13 protein-coding genes and 1 pseudogene are annotated in these 14,400 nt (G+C 64.9%); 5 read left to right on the forward strand and 9 right to left on the reverse strand.

Going from position 1 to position 14,400, the window contains the following annotated elements; all coding sequences use genetic code 11:
- Positions 1–54: 54 nt before the first annotated feature.
- The gene (locus ATO4_RS16035; protein ID WP_176223023.1) at positions 55–582 is read left to right on the forward strand and encodes an invasion associated locus B family protein; all 528 of its coding nucleotides are present in this window, start codon (positions 55–57) and stop codon (positions 580–582) included.
- 553 nt (positions 583–1,135) lie between these two features.
- A complete protein-coding gene (locus ATO4_RS16040; protein ID WP_083592550.1) occupies positions 1,136–2,257 on the forward strand; it encodes a helix-turn-helix transcriptional regulator in 1,122 nt (373 codons plus the stop codon).
- Positions 2,258–2,544: 287 nt separating this feature from the next.
- Here ATO4_RS16040 and ATO4_RS16045 read toward each other — a convergent pair whose 3' ends face one another.
- Positions 2,545–2,823 (reverse strand): hypothetical protein, encoded by a 279-nt coding sequence (locus tag ATO4_RS16045; RefSeq protein WP_176223024.1) that lies wholly within the window; start codon positions 2,821–2,823, stop codon positions 2,545–2,547.
- Between ATO4_RS16045 and ATO4_RS28435 the strand changes: the two are divergent.
- Positions 2,821–2,972 (forward strand): annotated as a pseudogene (locus tag ATO4_RS28435) (type IV secretory system conjugative DNA transfer family protein); the annotation flags it as partial. The gene ATO4_RS16045 and the pseudogene ATO4_RS28435 overlap by 3 nt on opposite strands.
- 313 nt (positions 2,973–3,285) lie before the next feature.
- On the opposite strand, the gene ATO4_RS16050 reads toward ATO4_RS28435, so the two are convergent.
- From ATO4_RS16050 to ATO4_RS16070, 5 genes are all read right to left on the reverse strand, one after another.
- Positions 3,286–4,512 carry an ABC transporter substrate-binding protein gene (locus ATO4_RS16050; RefSeq protein WP_083592551.1) on the reverse strand — a complete coding sequence of 409 codons (1,227 nt, stop codon included), beginning with the start codon at positions 4,510–4,512 and terminating at the stop codon, positions 3,286–3,288.
- 82 nt (positions 4,513–4,594) lie between these two features.
- Positions 4,595–5,599 carry a branched-chain amino acid ABC transporter permease gene (locus ATO4_RS16055; RefSeq protein WP_083592552.1) on the reverse strand — a complete coding sequence of 335 codons (1,005 nt, stop codon included), beginning with the start codon at positions 5,597–5,599 and terminating at the stop codon, positions 4,595–4,597.
- A 12-nt stretch (positions 5,600–5,611) separates the two neighbouring features.
- The gene (locus tag ATO4_RS16060; protein WP_083592553.1) at positions 5,612–6,487 is read right to left on the reverse strand and encodes a branched-chain amino acid ABC transporter permease; all 876 of its coding nucleotides are present in this window, start codon (positions 6,485–6,487) and stop codon (positions 5,612–5,614) included.
- Positions 6,484–7,200, reverse strand: a complete 717-nt coding sequence (locus ATO4_RS16065) for an ABC transporter ATP-binding protein (protein ID WP_176223025.1) — start codon at positions 7,198–7,200, stop codon at positions 6,484–6,486. The genes ATO4_RS16060 and ATO4_RS16065 overlap by 4 nt, the downstream gene beginning before the upstream one ends.
- Positions 7,187–7,921, reverse strand: a complete 735-nt coding sequence (locus ATO4_RS16070; protein ID WP_176223026.1) for an ATP-binding cassette domain-containing protein — start codon at positions 7,919–7,921, stop codon at positions 7,187–7,189. Before ATO4_RS16070 ends, ATO4_RS16065 begins: the two co-directional genes overlap by 14 nt.
- Before the next feature lie 228 nt (positions 7,922–8,149).
- Here ATO4_RS16070 and ATO4_RS16075 point away from each other — a divergent pair, with 228 nt between their 5' ends.
- Both ATO4_RS16075 and ATO4_RS16080 read left to right on the forward strand, forming a co-directional pair.
- Positions 8,150–9,436 carry an ArgE/DapE family deacylase gene (locus ATO4_RS16075; protein ID WP_083592556.1) on the forward strand — a complete coding sequence of 429 codons (1,287 nt, stop codon included), beginning with the start codon at positions 8,150–8,152 and terminating at the stop codon, positions 9,434–9,436.
- Positions 9,437–9,578: 142 nt separating this feature from the next.
- Complete coding sequence (locus ATO4_RS16080; protein ID WP_083592557.1) at positions 9,579–10,193, forward strand: pyridoxamine 5'-phosphate oxidase family protein; 615 nt, start codon at positions 9,579–9,581, stop codon at positions 10,191–10,193.
- A 77-nt stretch (positions 10,194–10,270) separates the two neighbouring features.
- Here ATO4_RS16080 and ATO4_RS16085 read toward each other — a convergent pair whose 3' ends face one another.
- The 3 genes from ATO4_RS16085 to ATO4_RS16095 all read right to left on the reverse strand — a co-directional run bounded on the left by ATO4_RS16085 (position 10,271) and on the right by ATO4_RS16095 (position 14,389).
- Positions 10,271–10,768 carry a CarD family transcriptional regulator gene (locus ATO4_RS16085; protein WP_139802496.1) on the reverse strand — a complete coding sequence of 166 codons (498 nt, stop codon included), beginning with the start codon at positions 10,766–10,768 and terminating at the stop codon, positions 10,271–10,273.
- Between the two features lie 660 nt (positions 10,769–11,428).
- Positions 11,429–11,950 (reverse strand): ferritin-like domain-containing protein, encoded by a 522-nt coding sequence (locus ATO4_RS16090; protein WP_083592559.1) that lies wholly within the window; start codon positions 11,948–11,950, stop codon positions 11,429–11,431.
- A gap of 189 nt (positions 11,951–12,139) precedes the next feature.
- Positions 12,140–14,389: a xanthine dehydrogenase family protein molybdopterin-binding subunit gene (locus tag ATO4_RS16095; RefSeq protein WP_083592560.1), complete on the reverse strand. Its 2,250-nt coding sequence runs from the start codon at positions 14,387–14,389 to the stop codon at positions 12,140–12,142.
- Positions 14,390–14,400: the final 11 nt, after the last annotated feature.

Below are 14,400 nucleotides of genomic sequence, written 5' to 3' on the forward strand. Positions count from 1 at the left end.
TGCCGACCTCATCGGGATGCGCGTGGAGGAAAGACGATGAGGATCCTGCGTGTCGTGACCGTCGTCCTGACGCTTTTTCCGGCCCCCCTGGCCCTTGCACAGGGCGATAAGGCCGGAAAGACCGTCACCCTGCCGGGCGGGGCGTCCTCGATCGTTGAATCCTACCAGGACTGGTCGGTCAACTGCCGCGTGACCGGGAACGCCAAGCTCTGCCGCTTCTCGCAAAAGCTGGCGAACCAGGAGAACGGCCAGTCGCTTCTGACGATCGAATTTCAACCGGTTGAGGCCGGCGTGCTGTCGGGCGCCATCGCACTGCCGTTCGGCCTGCGGCTCGCCGAGGGGATCCGGCTGTCGGTCGACGGCAAGGAGGCCCAACAGACTTTCACCTTCAGCACATGCCTGGCGATCGGTTGTCTGGTGCCGATCCGCCTCGGCGCCGCCGAGGTCGCCACGCTGCAGGCCGGAATGAAGCTCGAAATTCTCGCCATTGCGCATGATTCGGGGCAGCGGCTGAGCTTTCCGGTTTCGCTCCTGGGTTTTTCCACCGCCGCGTCGCGAACGGCGACGCTGGCAGAGCCGTGACACGGATCGACCCATAGTCCGGAGCCGGATCGTGCCATCTCGGCTTCGCCTCATCTGCGGGACAGTCGAGAGCCGGTCAATTCGCCCAAACAGCGGCAGGTCCAGCCATCCGATAGACGTTTCCGCCTGAGCCGATGCCGGCTGGTTGCGGCGTCTACCGCGGCGTCGTCATCCAGCTCTCGAGCCGGCCGTTGCTTGTCCCCTCATTCGAAATATCGTTCCGGCCGGAAAGCGGTTTAACAGTCAGTCTGAATATGTGGTAACCTGCGATGTCTTGCCTATTGGGTGTGGATGGTGCGAAATGTGCAACGGTGCAAGAATCCATGTCAGTTGCCAGGATAACTTTCTTTCGGTGGTGTGGCATGCAGCAGACGTGGATCGGCGGGTCGCCTACGACCGTGACGGCAAGGTGACTGAGCGAGGAGAACTCGGAGCGCTCGATCTTCGAGCGGATGCGCGATCGGCGGAAAATGTAATCCCGCTAAAGCGCCGCGCGCGTCCTCGGTCGCAAGAATCGGCCCGGCGGAGTCCCTAGCGTGATTCCCGGTGCCACATGCGCGCCGCTCTGTCCGAACTCAGAAATCGCATCTACGATGCCGTCTTCGAACCCGGCCTCTGGCTGGAGGTGTTGAGAGAGACGGAAGATCTGAGCGGTGCCGCCGGCAGCAGCATGACCGTCTATGAGGCGGGCGTTCCGTTGCGCCACGTCTCGACGGCTCTCACCTCACCTCTCTTGGATCGGTTCATCGGCGAAGGGCTCTGGCGGACGAGTTGCGGTATCGATCACTCCCACCGGCCCCCAGCCAGCGGCTTCGTTCGGATTGCCGGCCGCCATCCCTCCGAGTTCCTTGCATTCGACGCACAGCACGCCTTGTGGGCCGAGAGCGGTCTCTCCATTCAGGTCGAAGCCATCATTGCGATGGCGAACGATCATCTCCTCGCCGTTACCTTCGCTTGGAGGAAAAGCGAGGCAACTGTCTCGCAGTCTTATCTCGATACCCTTGCGAGCGTCCATCCCGATCTTGTGAGAAGTGTTGGAATGGCGGTTCGGCTTACCCTGGAAGCTGACCTCCAGAGCCTGGCGACCCTGGCCGGGCTAGGCGTTCCGGCGGCTTTGCTGACGGCATCCGGTAGGATCTGGGCGGCCAATGGCCTCTTCGGCGCTCTCAACAACCTATTCGCTTTGCCGTCCTCGGAACGACCGAGGGTGCTCGACCGGGTCGTCGACGCGCTGCTCCACAGCGCGCTCGTCGAGCTTCTTTCGCCCAATGGCGCCGGTCAGGGGGAAGGGAACGTCCGATCCGTTGCTGTCCCCGCCACAGAGAGCCGTCCACCGACCGTGATGCACCTCGTCTTGCTGGCTTCTTCGAAACCGGCCTTGTTCTCTTTCGGCCGCGTTCTCCTTCTCGTATCGCCCTTGTCGCGGTCTGATCCGATAATGTCGCCGGCCATTGTGTCAGGTCTCTTCAACTTGACCCCCTCAGAGGCCAAGCTGGCGCTTTGGCTGGCAACGGGAGGTTCTCTTAAGGCTGGGGCGGCACGGTTTGGCATCACCGAAAAGTCTGCCCGCACCTATCTCGAGCGCATTTTTCGCAAAACCCGAACGGCCAGCCAAGCCGAACTAAAACTCTTGTTGAACAGTGGACCAATATCGAGGCTTTGCAGGAATATTTAGAGTCGCCTCTCTATTGTCGGTCTCCATCGGCCCGAATGGCCGAAGAAGAAGGATCGAAGATCGTCAGCATGGATAGTACGGGCCGGCAGCGGAACATCAGCTTCGGCGTGATGTTCAGAATGGAGCTGCCGTTCCGCACTCAACCCGAAACGAACCGCCAGCTTCGCGGTATCGCCGGAGAAAGCTTGTCACACGGCTCTCGACCTGAAATCGGACATTCGCCTGAGCAGGGGGCGGAGCCGAGAGTCTGCCCTCCACTAGCTTCGATTTGATCGAGACGGCTCGGATCACCGCACCGTGCGGAAGGTCTCGCGGACATGCTCGATGAACGCCTTCAGGTGTTCCATTGCCGCGAAGTGACCGCCGCGCTGCGCCTCTGCGAAGACGCGCAAATCGGCGAAGCGGCGCTCGGTCCAGTGGCGTGACAGGCGCATCTGCTCGCCCGGGAACATGCTGACGCCCGCTGGAAGCGGCACCGCGACGGACGGCATTCCGTTTACCAGCAGCGCCGCCGCCTGATTGGGCGCGCGCAGATACTCGAACGACTTGGGCTCGCCGAGCGGCACTGGCTCAGCCCTTGGCTCGGCCATCTCATGGTCAGCCGGCAGGAAACAGCGCGCCCGCTCCTGACCGCAGCGAGATGATGCAGCTGCCGTCCTCGGACAAGATCGTTTTCGTCTCTGGAGCGCCGCCCGTGGGGGCGGAGAAGGCGCGCAACTGTGGGGACCGCCAGTTCACGGCGCGGCTCAGCATCGTCATGAGAACGTTGCGTTCGTCTTCGATAATCTAAAGGCGGACTGTCCTCGTCGACCTCGGCTACAACGTCCGCCGCATCCTAGCCTGGCTGAAGCTTTTCGACGCCTTCATCTGCGATGCGATCATCAGCCTATTCGGCCCCGTGAAACCACCGTCGCCGCTTAACGAGCCTTCTTCACGGATGGCCGATGATCAACGAGCGATCGGGGCGCCCTTCAACGCGGCGCGAGTGGGAACATTTTTCAATGTTCCCACTCGCGCCCGCCTCGATGTCACTCCGGCTTTGAGGTAGCGACGTTCTCCGGCCAGATGATCTGGTTCTTGCCGCCCTGGATCTGGGCGACCGGAACCGGGATGAAATCCGGGCCCGACTGCACCGCATGGTCCTCGGCGAACTTGGCGCGGCCGACGACGCAGTCGTAGTCGGTCTGGCTGAGCTTCTCGGCGATGGCCTTCGGATCGGTGCTGCCCGCCGCGTCGATCGCCCGCAGCGCGATCTCCATGGTGCAATAGGCGTGGGCGGTGCTGTAGGTGCCGGGATTGCCGAACTCGGCCTCGACCTTGTCGCTGAACGCCTTGTGCTCGGGGTTGAGTTCGGAGCTGAAGGTCAGGGCGGCCCAATACATGCCCTCCGCGATGTCGGCGGCCTGCTGCATGAACTCCGGCTTGGTCGGGTAGTAGATCGCTAGATGCGAGCCTTCCAGCGCCTGTTCCTTCATCTGCCGCACGAAGGCGACGCCGGAATTCGGCACTGTGAAGACCGAGACGATCACGTCGGGCGCGGCGTCGCGAAGCTTGGAAAGCTGGGGGTAGAAGTCGGTCGTCGCGGGCGGCACGGTCTCCGTCGCCGCGACGGTCCAGCCGTCCGCCTTGAAGAGGTCGCCGATCTTTTCGGCATTGGCGATGCCGTAGTCGGTGTCCTCGACGACGAAGGCGATCTTCTTGTCGCCCGGATCGACGGTCTCGTTGGCGAAGGCCCAGTCATAGAAGTCGTGAACGGCGGTGCCGTAGCCGTCGCTGTTCCAGTTGCCCTTCCAGTAGAGCTGGTAGCGGTCCGGATCCGCCTTGACCTTGTCGGCGATCGCCGAGCTGACCGGCTCGGCGCTGAGGATCGGCAGGTTGTACTGCGGCGCGAGTTCCATCAGCGCCAGCGTCACGTGGCTGTGCAGCGTGTCGCCGATCAACATGTTGATCTTGTCGCGGGTGATCAGCCGCTGGGCGGCGCTGATGGCGACCTCGGGCTTGCCCGAGGTGTCCTCCATCATGAAGGTCACCTTGGGCGGGTTCTTCGTGACGTAGTCGCCCTTGCCCTCGTTCCACTCCTTGACCGCCAGTTCCAGGCCCTGGCGATGGTCCTTGCCGGTGTTGGCCGCAGGACCGGTCAAGGGACCGACGGCGCCGATCGTGACTTCGAAGTCCTGTGCCGACGCTGCGCCTGCGAGAAGGCTCGCGCCTATGATGCCTGCCGTAAGCAGGCCGCGGACTGCTGGAATCGTCATGCTGTCTCGTCTCCATGTTGCGATATCGCGATTGGGATATCCGGCTGCCAGGCGGCGGGGCGTCTTTCGTGACCGGTCTTGTTCAGGCGGCCTCCACCGGCTTCGATGCGGCCTCCGCGCGCTTGCGCCAGGAGGCCGGTTTCAGTCCGGCAAGGCCGGTCGGCGCAACGAAGACGAAGACGACGATGAGCCCGCCATAGAGCAGCATCCGATAGTCGCCGAAGTCTCGCAAAAGCTCGGAGGTGGCGGTCAAAAGGAGCGCGCCGTAGATCGGGCCGAAGAAGCGGCCGACGCCGCCGACGATGATCATCGCCAAGAGGCTGATCAGCATGTCGGGCCCCGCGACGGAGGTCGGCGTCAGGATCAGGACGTAATGGGCGTAGACGGCACCGCTGAGCCCGACGATCGCGGCGCTGACGCCGAAGGCGAAGAGCTTCCAGGCGGCGAGCTTCACGCCGAGGCTCTCGGCCGCCGCCTCGGCGTCGCGGATGGCGAGGAAGGTCAGGCCCGACCGGCTCTTCAACAGTATCAGAAGCAGGAGATGGACGCCGACGAACATGACCGCCGCGACGGCGAAGGAGCCGAAGGCGTTGCCGAGGCCAAACTCGATCGACGTCCCGCCGATCGAAATGGGATCGAAGGGCGGAATGCCCCAGAAGCCGAGTTCACCCCTCGTGATTTCCTTCAGATTGCTGAGGACGAGGCGGACGATCTCCGCGAAGGCCAGTGTCACGATCGCCACATGCGGCATCGAGCGGATCCTGAGGATCGGAAAGCCGATGACGATACCGGCGATCGCGGCGATGACCGCCCCGAGCCAGATGGTGATCCAGGGACTGACGCCGAAATAATGCGACACCAGCGCCGAGGCATAGGCGCCGATGGCGAAGAAGGCGTGATGGCCGAGGGTCTTCAGCCCCAAAATGCCGAGGGTGAGATTCCAGCCCGTCGCGAACACCGCGAAGATCAGGAACAGCGTCAGGACGTGCAGGACGTAGTCGTCGAGCGGCAGGAACGGGACGACGACGAGCAGCAGCGTCCAGATCAGGATGCTGCGATACGGGTGCCCTCCGAAGACTTCAAGCATCGTCCGTCCTCCTCACGCGCCGCGCCCGGCAAAAAGACCCTCGGGCCGGGCCGTGATCACGGCGATCAGAAAGGCGAAGGCGATGACGTTGCTCCATTCGGACGGGACGAAGGCGACGCTGACGGATTCGATCAGGCCGAGCAGGAAGCCCGCCGCGACGGCACCTCCGAAGCTGCCGAGGCCGCCAAGAATGACCACCGCAAAGCCCTTCAGGAGATAGGACACCCCCATCCACGGATTAACGGTGATCAGGGGCGACAAGAGGATGGCGCCGGTGCCGGCGAGGCCCGCCGAGATGGCGAAGACGATGGTGTGAACGTGCCCGGCCGGAATGCCAACGGCGAGGGCTGCCTCCGCATCCTGCGCCGTCGCCCGGACGATACGGCCGAGCTTGGTCCGGTAGAGGATCAGGCCGCAGATCCCCATCACCGCGAGCGCGACGACGAGGATGGCGATGCGCTGCCATGGCATGCGCACCTCGCCGATGACCGCGACGCCATGGAAGAAGTATGGCACGCCCTGATACTGCTCGCCCCAGATGAGCTGGGCGCCGCTCTGCAGGAAGATCGACAGGCCGATCGTCGCGGCGATGACACTGAAGGCCCAGTCCTCCCGCTTCATCAGCGGGGCGATCGTAACTCGCTGGAGCAACGCGCCGAACACCATGATGAGGACGATGGTGGCGATGGCGGCCAGAATCACCGGCCAGCCGAGCGTGACGGCGAAAAGAAGGATGAAATAGCCCGCCAGCATCAGAAGCTCGCCATGGGCGAAGTTCAGGACGCGCGTGGTGCCGTAGATGAGCGCCAGTCCCGAACCGATCAGCGCGTAGATCGACCCGCTGATCAGCCCGTTGATCAGGGTTTCGATGAGGTGTGTGCCGCTCAAGCCGCCGCCTCCCGAACGCCGAGATAGACGCGCTTGACCTCGGGATGTTCAAGCATTTCCTCGCCCGATCCGCTGAGCACCACCCGGCCGCTCTCCAGGAGGTAGCCGCGATGGCTGACGGCGAAGGAGAGCTTGGCGTTCTGCTCGTTGAAGAGGATCGCGACACCTCGTTCGTTGATGGTTTTCATGATCGCAAGGACGTTCTTCACCATCGCCGGCGACAGGCCGAGGAACGGCTCGTCCATCAACAGGATCTTCGGGTCGGCCATCAGCCCTCGGGCGATCGCCACCATCTGCTGCTGGCCGCCGCTGAGCCGGCCCGCCGTCGCCTGCAGATGCGGCTTGATCTCCGGCAGGATCTCCAAGACCCAGTCGTAGGTTTCCTGCGCTTCGGCAGCTTTCCGCACGTACGCGCCGAGCATGACGTTCTCTTCCACGCTCATGCGCGGAAACAGCCGCCGGCGCTCCAGGACGATGCTCATGCCGCGCTGCGGCCGCACGGTGGCGGGCTTCGCCTGCAATTCCTCGCCATTCAGCGAAACGACGCCTGACGACGGCTTCTTCAGCCCCATGGCGGCTTTCAGGACAGTGCTCTTGCCGGAGCCGTTCGGTCCCATGACGGCCACCATTTCGCCGGCGCCGACGCTGATCGACACGTCCCAGAGGACGCGGGTCGCGCCGTAATGGACATTCACCCGTTCAAGCTGCAGCATCGATGTCGCCCAGATAGATGCTGCGGACCGCATCGTGCCCGGCGACCTCTTCCATGCCACCGGTGACCACCAGCTCGCCGCGATTGAGGAAGACGGCGTCGTCGGCGAGGTCGAGCAGCACTTCCATATTGTGCTCGACGACGACGATGGTGGTTCGGCGTTCTTCTCGCAGACGGCGGATCAGCGACAGCAGTTCCGGAATGCTCGGGCGATCGACGCCGCCCGTCACCTCGTCGAGGAGGAGGAGGCGCGGATGCGTCGCCAGGGCGCGGGCGAGTTCCAGACGCTTGCGCTGACCGGTGCTGAGCACCCTGGCGGGATCCTCCGCCTTGGCCGTCAGACCGACGAAGTCGACATAGGTCGCCGCCTCGTGGCGCGCTTTGGCCATCGAGGCGCCCTTGGTCGCGAGGGCGACCATGACGTTCTCGATGACGGAGAGGCCGCCAAAGGGCTGGGTGATCTGGAAGGTCCGGGCGATGCCCGAATGGCAGCGGCTGCTCGGCGACTTCGTGCTGATATTCTCGCCGAAGAAGCGGATTTTCCCCGCCGTCGGCCGCACCGCGCCGGAGATGGCGTTGAAGAGCGTCGTCTTACCGGCGCCGTTCGGGCCGAGGATCGCGGTCGTCCGCCCCTCCTCGATCGATAGGGAAACGTCGTTCAGCGCAAAGATGCCGCCGAAGGCCACCGTCAGTTGCTCCACCCGCAGAAAATCAGCCGCCATCCACCATCCTCGCCCATGGGTTGGCGGAAGGCTAGTCGGCGGATGGATCGTAAGCAAGTCTGCCGAGCCACAAAATGCACAGTCCTTCATCAATAGCGTTGGCTGTCGATTTTTTGCCCTCGCTCGCCCCGTCGATCGTTGACGCAAGGCGGATCGCCTGCCTATTCAAGGAGGTGCGAGTTTCGACCTTGCGTTCCCCCTTTGCCTCTCGCTGCGAGTTCTGCGCCCATGTCTCTCGATCCTAAGCTGCGCCAGGACATCCTCGATTCGGTCGAGGCGGGCTTCGAAGAGCAGATCCGTTTCACCCAGAAGCTCGTGTCCTTCCCGTCCACCCGCGGCGGCGAACACGCCATCCAGGATTTCGTCTTCCGCGAATACAAAAAGCGCGGCTATGCGCTCGACCGGTTCTCCATGGACCGCGACGCAATCCTCCGCCATCCGGGCGGCTCTCCCTGGTCCGACGAGCATTCCGACGCGCCGATCGTCGTCGGGATTCATCGTCCGCGCGAGGAGAAGGGCCGCTCGCTGATCCTGCAGTCGCATCTCGACGTGGTCCCGGCCGGGCCTGCCGGCATGTGGGAAAGCCCGCCCTTCGAGCCACGGATATCCGGCGACTGGATGTTCGGGCGAGGCGCCGCCGACATGAAGGCGGGCGCGGCGGCAAATGTCTTCGCCATGGACGCCCTCGCCCGTCTCGGCCTGCAGCCCGCTGCCACGGTCACCATCCAGTCGGTCGTCGAGGAGGAATCCACCGGCAACGGTGCCCTGATGGCACACCTCCGCGGCTATCAGGCGGACGCCGTGCTCGTTCCCGAGCCGGAGGACGAGATGCTGGTGCGCGCCAACACCGGTGTCCTGTGGTTCCAGGTCGAGGTGAGTGGCCTTCCGGTGCATGTCCGCGAGATGGAGACCGGCACGAACGCGATCGACGCGACATACCGGCTGATCGCGGCGCTGCGGGAGCTAGAAGAAGCGTGGAACGCGCGCCGGCACGAGCACCCGTATTTCGACGATCTGGCTCACCCGATCAATCTGAACATCGGCAAGATCGAAGGCGGCGACTGGGCCTCTTCGGTCCCCTGCTGGTGCCGCATCGACTGCCGCATCGCGATCTATCCGGGGACCCGTGCCGCCTCCGCGGCCGAGGACATCCGCGGCTGGCTCGCTGCCTTTGCCCACGGCGATCCGTATCTGTCCAACCACCCGCCGCAGGTGACCTTCAACGGCTTCCACGCCGAAGGCTATGCGCTCGAGCCCGGGTCGGATGCCGAGGCCGTTCTCGAACGAGCCCATGTCGCCGCAGTCGGCGAACCGCTCAAGAGCTTCACCACGCCCGGCTATCTCGACACCCGCGTCTACGCCCTCTACGATCGGATTCCGGCGCTGTGCTACGGCCCGGTCTCGCGCAACGTCCACGGTTTCGACGAATGCGTCCGCCTGTCCTCGGTCAAGCGGATCAGCGGCGCTATGGCCCTGTTCATCGCCGAATGGTGCGGCACAGAATCAAAGTCGTGACGTCGGCGCATCCCGGGGGATCGTCCGCCGGCAAATGCGGCGCAAGGCCCGGATAGACATGGCTCTGACGCCGAATTTCGGCCGACGCGGAAAAATTCGGGTTGACTACGGTCACGCGTGGCCATGTTGAAGGATCGAGATCATGAGCACCATCCGCACCGTCGAGGAACTGCGTTCTGTCTACAAGCCGGCGCTCGAGCGGTCCCTCCAGAAGGAAATGAAGTCTCTCGACAAGCACGCCAAGGCGTTCCTGGCGATCAGCCCGTTCCTTCTGATCGGCTCCAGCGCTCCCGGCGGGCGCGGCGACGTCAGCCCGAAGGGCGACCAGCCAGGCTTCGTCTGTGCCCTCGACGACAAGACGATCGCCATCCCCGATCGGCCGGGCAACAACCGGCTCGACACATTCGAGAACATCCTCGGTAATCCGCAGGTCGGCCTGATATTCCTCGTTCCCGGCATGAACGAGACGCTGCGAATCAACGGGCGGGCAGAGCTGCGCACTGACGCTGATCTGCTGGCGATGTTCGAACATCAGGGCAAGCTGCCGATCAGCGTCGTCGTCGTCCACGTCGAGGAGGTGTATCTCCACTGCGCCAAAGCCTTCATGCGGTCCGGGCTGTGGGATCCCTCGACCTTCATCGAACGCGGCAGCTTCCCGTCCTTCGGCGCGATGCTGAAGGATCAGATCGCGCTTGAAGAACCGGTCGACGAAATTGATCGAAACCTAGCTGAGCGCTACAAAGTGACCCTCTACTGACACTTGTCGCACTGAAATAAAGCACCTATTGGTTTAAATCGAGCACTTTGAACTCGCGATTTCTAACTGTAATGATTTCATCCGGATCGGCTCTCAAGGCGAGGTGCTTTGGTTCGCTCGCAGACCAGCCGGTCCACGCGCCGCCCGGAGGAGAGATCCGCCAACACGGCGTCGATCGCGGCTGCCTGATCAGGGGTGAGAACATGGCCGAAGCGAGCGGCAAGGCGCTCGAAGCGCGCCGTCTCGGGGACGAGCTTCGGAGCCTTGCGGGCATGCCTGTCGTGGACCGCGTCGACCAGCTTTTCCGCAGTTGTCCGGATCGCCCTGTCGAGCTTGGCGCGGCGCTCGCCCAGCGCTCGCCCTTCAGCCGGTCGAGCGTCACGGCGCAAGCGTCGCCGCCATAGCTCCACAGTGCCTCGATCTCGGTGGGCCGGGACCATCAGCGTCGCATCGCCCTCGTAGCACAGCCGCAGGGCATCGTGGGGCGTTCCCTCCGGCAGCGCGATCTCCTCGATGCCTTCCAGCAGTCCGATGCCGTGGTCGCGGTGGATCACCGGTTCGCCGATCCGAAACATCGGGCCGGCAGGCGCAGGACGATCGATGCCGGCCGCCGGCTGCCAGACCTCGGCGCGGCTGCCGAGGAGATCGGCCGCCGCGATGACGGCAACGTCGCCGGCCGAGGTCGCGAAGCCATGATCGAGCGGCAAGTCGAGGCTGAGAAGGCTGCCGGGGTCGGACGCCGTCGCCTCGCGCCAATTTGCGACCGGGCGGGATGCTCGGCCGAGCAGACGCTCGGCCCGTCGGCGGAAGCTGACGAGACCCAGGTCGGGCCGGCAAGGACGATGCGACCGCCGGCCTGCAGCCGGTCTTCGACAAAGCGGCGGAACCCGCGCTCGGCGTTCCGACCGGTGCAGAATCGCGGCAGGCTTCGTTCAGCGACGGGGGCGGCTGCGGTGGAGGGCATGCCGACGGTCGCGATCGTGCGGGCGGCCAGGGCCTCGTCCCAATTCGTCTGCGGCAGGAAGACATAACGCCAGCAGGTCGGCGGCAGTGGCTCCCACCGGCTCCAGGGCGGCGAACAGCCGGCCCTCGGCCTCGAGGCCCGCAACGGGCGCATCGTTCATGTCATGGCTCGGTCGGAGGTCGAAGGAGGGTTCTGCGGAGACAGTGCCGCCCGCCGCCGGTTCGCACGGCGGCGGGCGGCCGATTTCCCGACCCGTCCGGCTTAGAGGGGATCAGCGGGAGGATGTCGCGCCGGCGGCGTCGAGCTCGAGGAACCGGCGGGTCAGCTTCGGGATGTTGTCGCGCACCCAGGTCGCCATCGCCTCCTCTTCGGCGAGTGACTCCTTCAGTAGCGTGATGGTGGCGGCATGGGGCGTCGCCTCGGCCATGGTGATCAGGCCGATATAGCTTGCCGCCTCGAAATTCTCGAAGGCGAGGTTGGCGAAGCTGTTCTTCAAGACTTCGTCGCCTGCGATGACATGCCCCAGCGCCGCCATGTTGCCGCTAAGGGACAGCGCCGCGTCCTTCAGGTTGGAATGGGACTCGCCGAGCGAGGAGAGAATCTCCTCGACGCGGCGGATCTGCGTTTCCGTCTCGCCGCGGTGCATCCGCAGCCGCTCGGACAGGTCGGGATAGCTCTTGAGACGGTCGAGTTGGCGGTCGATGAGGGCAAGCGCCTGGTTCTCGACCGCATGGACGTCGCGCAGCCCCACGATGAAGTGGGAGGTGGCGCTTTCGCTCACTGTGGTTGCCATCTGTGCTCCTCGTTCGGCAGGGTGCTGGCGGCCGTCTGTCGGCAAGCCGGCACCAACAACGATCTGCGCAGAAAGCGTTCAGTGCGCCCTCTCGTTCCGGCGGCACGAGGGGGAAATCGTCAGCCTGCCACGAGACTGGGCGCCGCCCGCGGCGACAGGCCGCACCCGCAGTCGGGGAGCTGCGGGGCTTCAGGCGCCCGAGGCGGCAAGCGCCGGCACGAAGGGAAGCGTCCGCAGGCGCTTGCCGGTCGCGGCGAAGATCGCATTGCCGAGGACTGGTGCCGCCGAGACCGTCGCCGTCTCGCCGATGCCGCCAGGGTCCTCGGTGCTCTTCACGATATGCACCTCCACCGGGATGCTCTCGTCCATCCGCAGCTGGCCATAGTCGTAGAAGCTGGTCTGCTGCACGCGCCCTTCCTCGATGGTGATGCCGTTGTAGAGCGCCGCGGAAAGCCCGAACAGCAGGCCTCCCTCGATCTGCGCCTCGACGGTGTCCGGGTTGACCACGTGACCGCAATCCACTGCGGCCACGGCGCGTTTCAGCTCGACCGCGCCGTCCGGGGTGACGGCAATGTCGAGGACCACGGCGATGTAGCTTCCGAAGGAGTGATGCAGGGCGACGCCGCTTCCCACGCCTTCCGCCGCCTGTCCCTCGCCCCACTTCGCCTTTTCGGCCGCCAGCTTCAGGACCGCCGCGGCCCGCGGGCTGTCCTGCAGGAGCGCCATGCGGTAGGCCACCGGGTCCTGCCCGGCCGCAACCGCCAGCTCGTCCATGAAGCTTTCGACCACGAAGACGTTATGGGTCGGTCCGACGCCCCGCCACCAGGTCACCGGAACCGGCGGATCCTCTCGCACCCAGTCGACGAGGAAATTCGGGAAAGCGTAGGGGGGCTCGGCCGCCCCTTCCACCGCGTCGGTGTCGAGGGCTCCCTCCGGCAATCCCACCGGCAGGTAGCTCCCGAGCACCGACCCGCCGGTGACGTGGTCGATCCAGGCGACGGGTTTTTTCTCTTCGTCGAGCCCGGCGGCGATGCGATCGAAATAGGCGGGGCGATAGAGATCCTGACGAAAATCCTCCTCCCGCGACCAGATTACCTTGACCGGATAAGGCAGAGCCTTGGCGATCGCGGCGGCCTGGGCGACATAGTCGGCTTCCAGTCGGCGACCGAAACCGCCACCGATCAGATGGTTGTGCAGGATGACCTTCTCGGGCGGGATGGACAGGACCTGCGCGGCGGCCGACTGGGCGGCCGTGGGAACCTGCGTGCCGCACCAGATCTCGCACTCGCCGTCCCGCACGTGAACGAGGCAGTTGACCGGCTCCATCGTGGCATGCGCCAGGAACGGCAGCTGATAGGTCGCCTCGACCCTCGTCGATGCCGACGCGAAGGCAGCCACGGCATCGCCGACCTTCTTAGCCAGAACCGGCTTCCCGGTCTTCGACGCGTGCTCGAGGTCCGCGAAGATCTCCGTGGTCGTCAGATCCGCGTTCGGGCTGTCGCCCCACTGGATGTCGAGGGCTCCCAGCCCCTGATAGGCTGCCCAATAGTGGTCGCCGACGACGGCGACCGCCCGATCCAGCTTCACCACGTCCCGCACGCCGGGCATGGCCCGCGCCGCAGTCTCGTCGACGCTCTCCAGCTTGCCTCCGAAGATCGGACAGGCGAGAACAGTGGCGACCTTCATTCCCTCGACCTTGGCGTCGATGCCGAAGACCGCTGTTCCGTCGGTCTTCGAGGGTCCTTCCACACGAGCCGCAGGCGTGCCGATGAGCTCGAACTTCGCCGGATCCTTCAGCGTCACCTCGCCCGGCAGAGGCAAGCCGGCCGCATCCTCCACCAGTTCGCCATAGGTCGCTGAGCGATTGCTGGCTTGATGGCTGACGGTGCCGCGCGACGCTCGGCACGCGGCAGGGTCGACTCCCCAGCGGTTGGCAGCGGCCTGGACGAGCAGCGTGCGCGCCGCCGCCCCCGCCTGGCGCAGCGGCGTCCATGTCGCACGGATCGAGGTGGAACCGCCGGTGGACTGGGACTGCAGGATCGGCTGCTTGTAGAGTTCCTCGTTCGGCGGCGCCGGAAGAACGCTCACCTGGTCGAGCCCGACCTCGAGTTCCTCGGCGATCAGCATGGCTTCCGCGGTGTGGATGCCCTGCCCCATCTCGATGTTCGGGATGATGAGCGACACGTCTCCCTCGGCGCCGATGCGCACGAAGCCCCCGGGCGCGAAGCCCTGGAATGCGTCGCCGGTGTCGTCGCCAGCGACGTTTCGCTGGATGGAGAGGAGGCTCGGCTCCTCCCCGCCCTGTGCCCAGACCTTCCTGCCGAGCGGCGAGGCCGCGAAGGCGATGGTCAATCCACCGCCGAGCAATCGACGCCGGGTGAGGCGCAGATCGGTCGTCGGAACGCTCTTGTGAAATGCGGCTGCAAGGGACTCGCCCATGGTTCGATTCC

The sequence above is a fragment of the Aurantimonas sp. 22II-16-19i genome, assembly GCF_002088275.1.
In the GTDB taxonomy this organism is placed as follows: domain Bacteria; phylum Pseudomonadota; class Alphaproteobacteria; order Rhizobiales; family Rhizobiaceae; genus Jiella.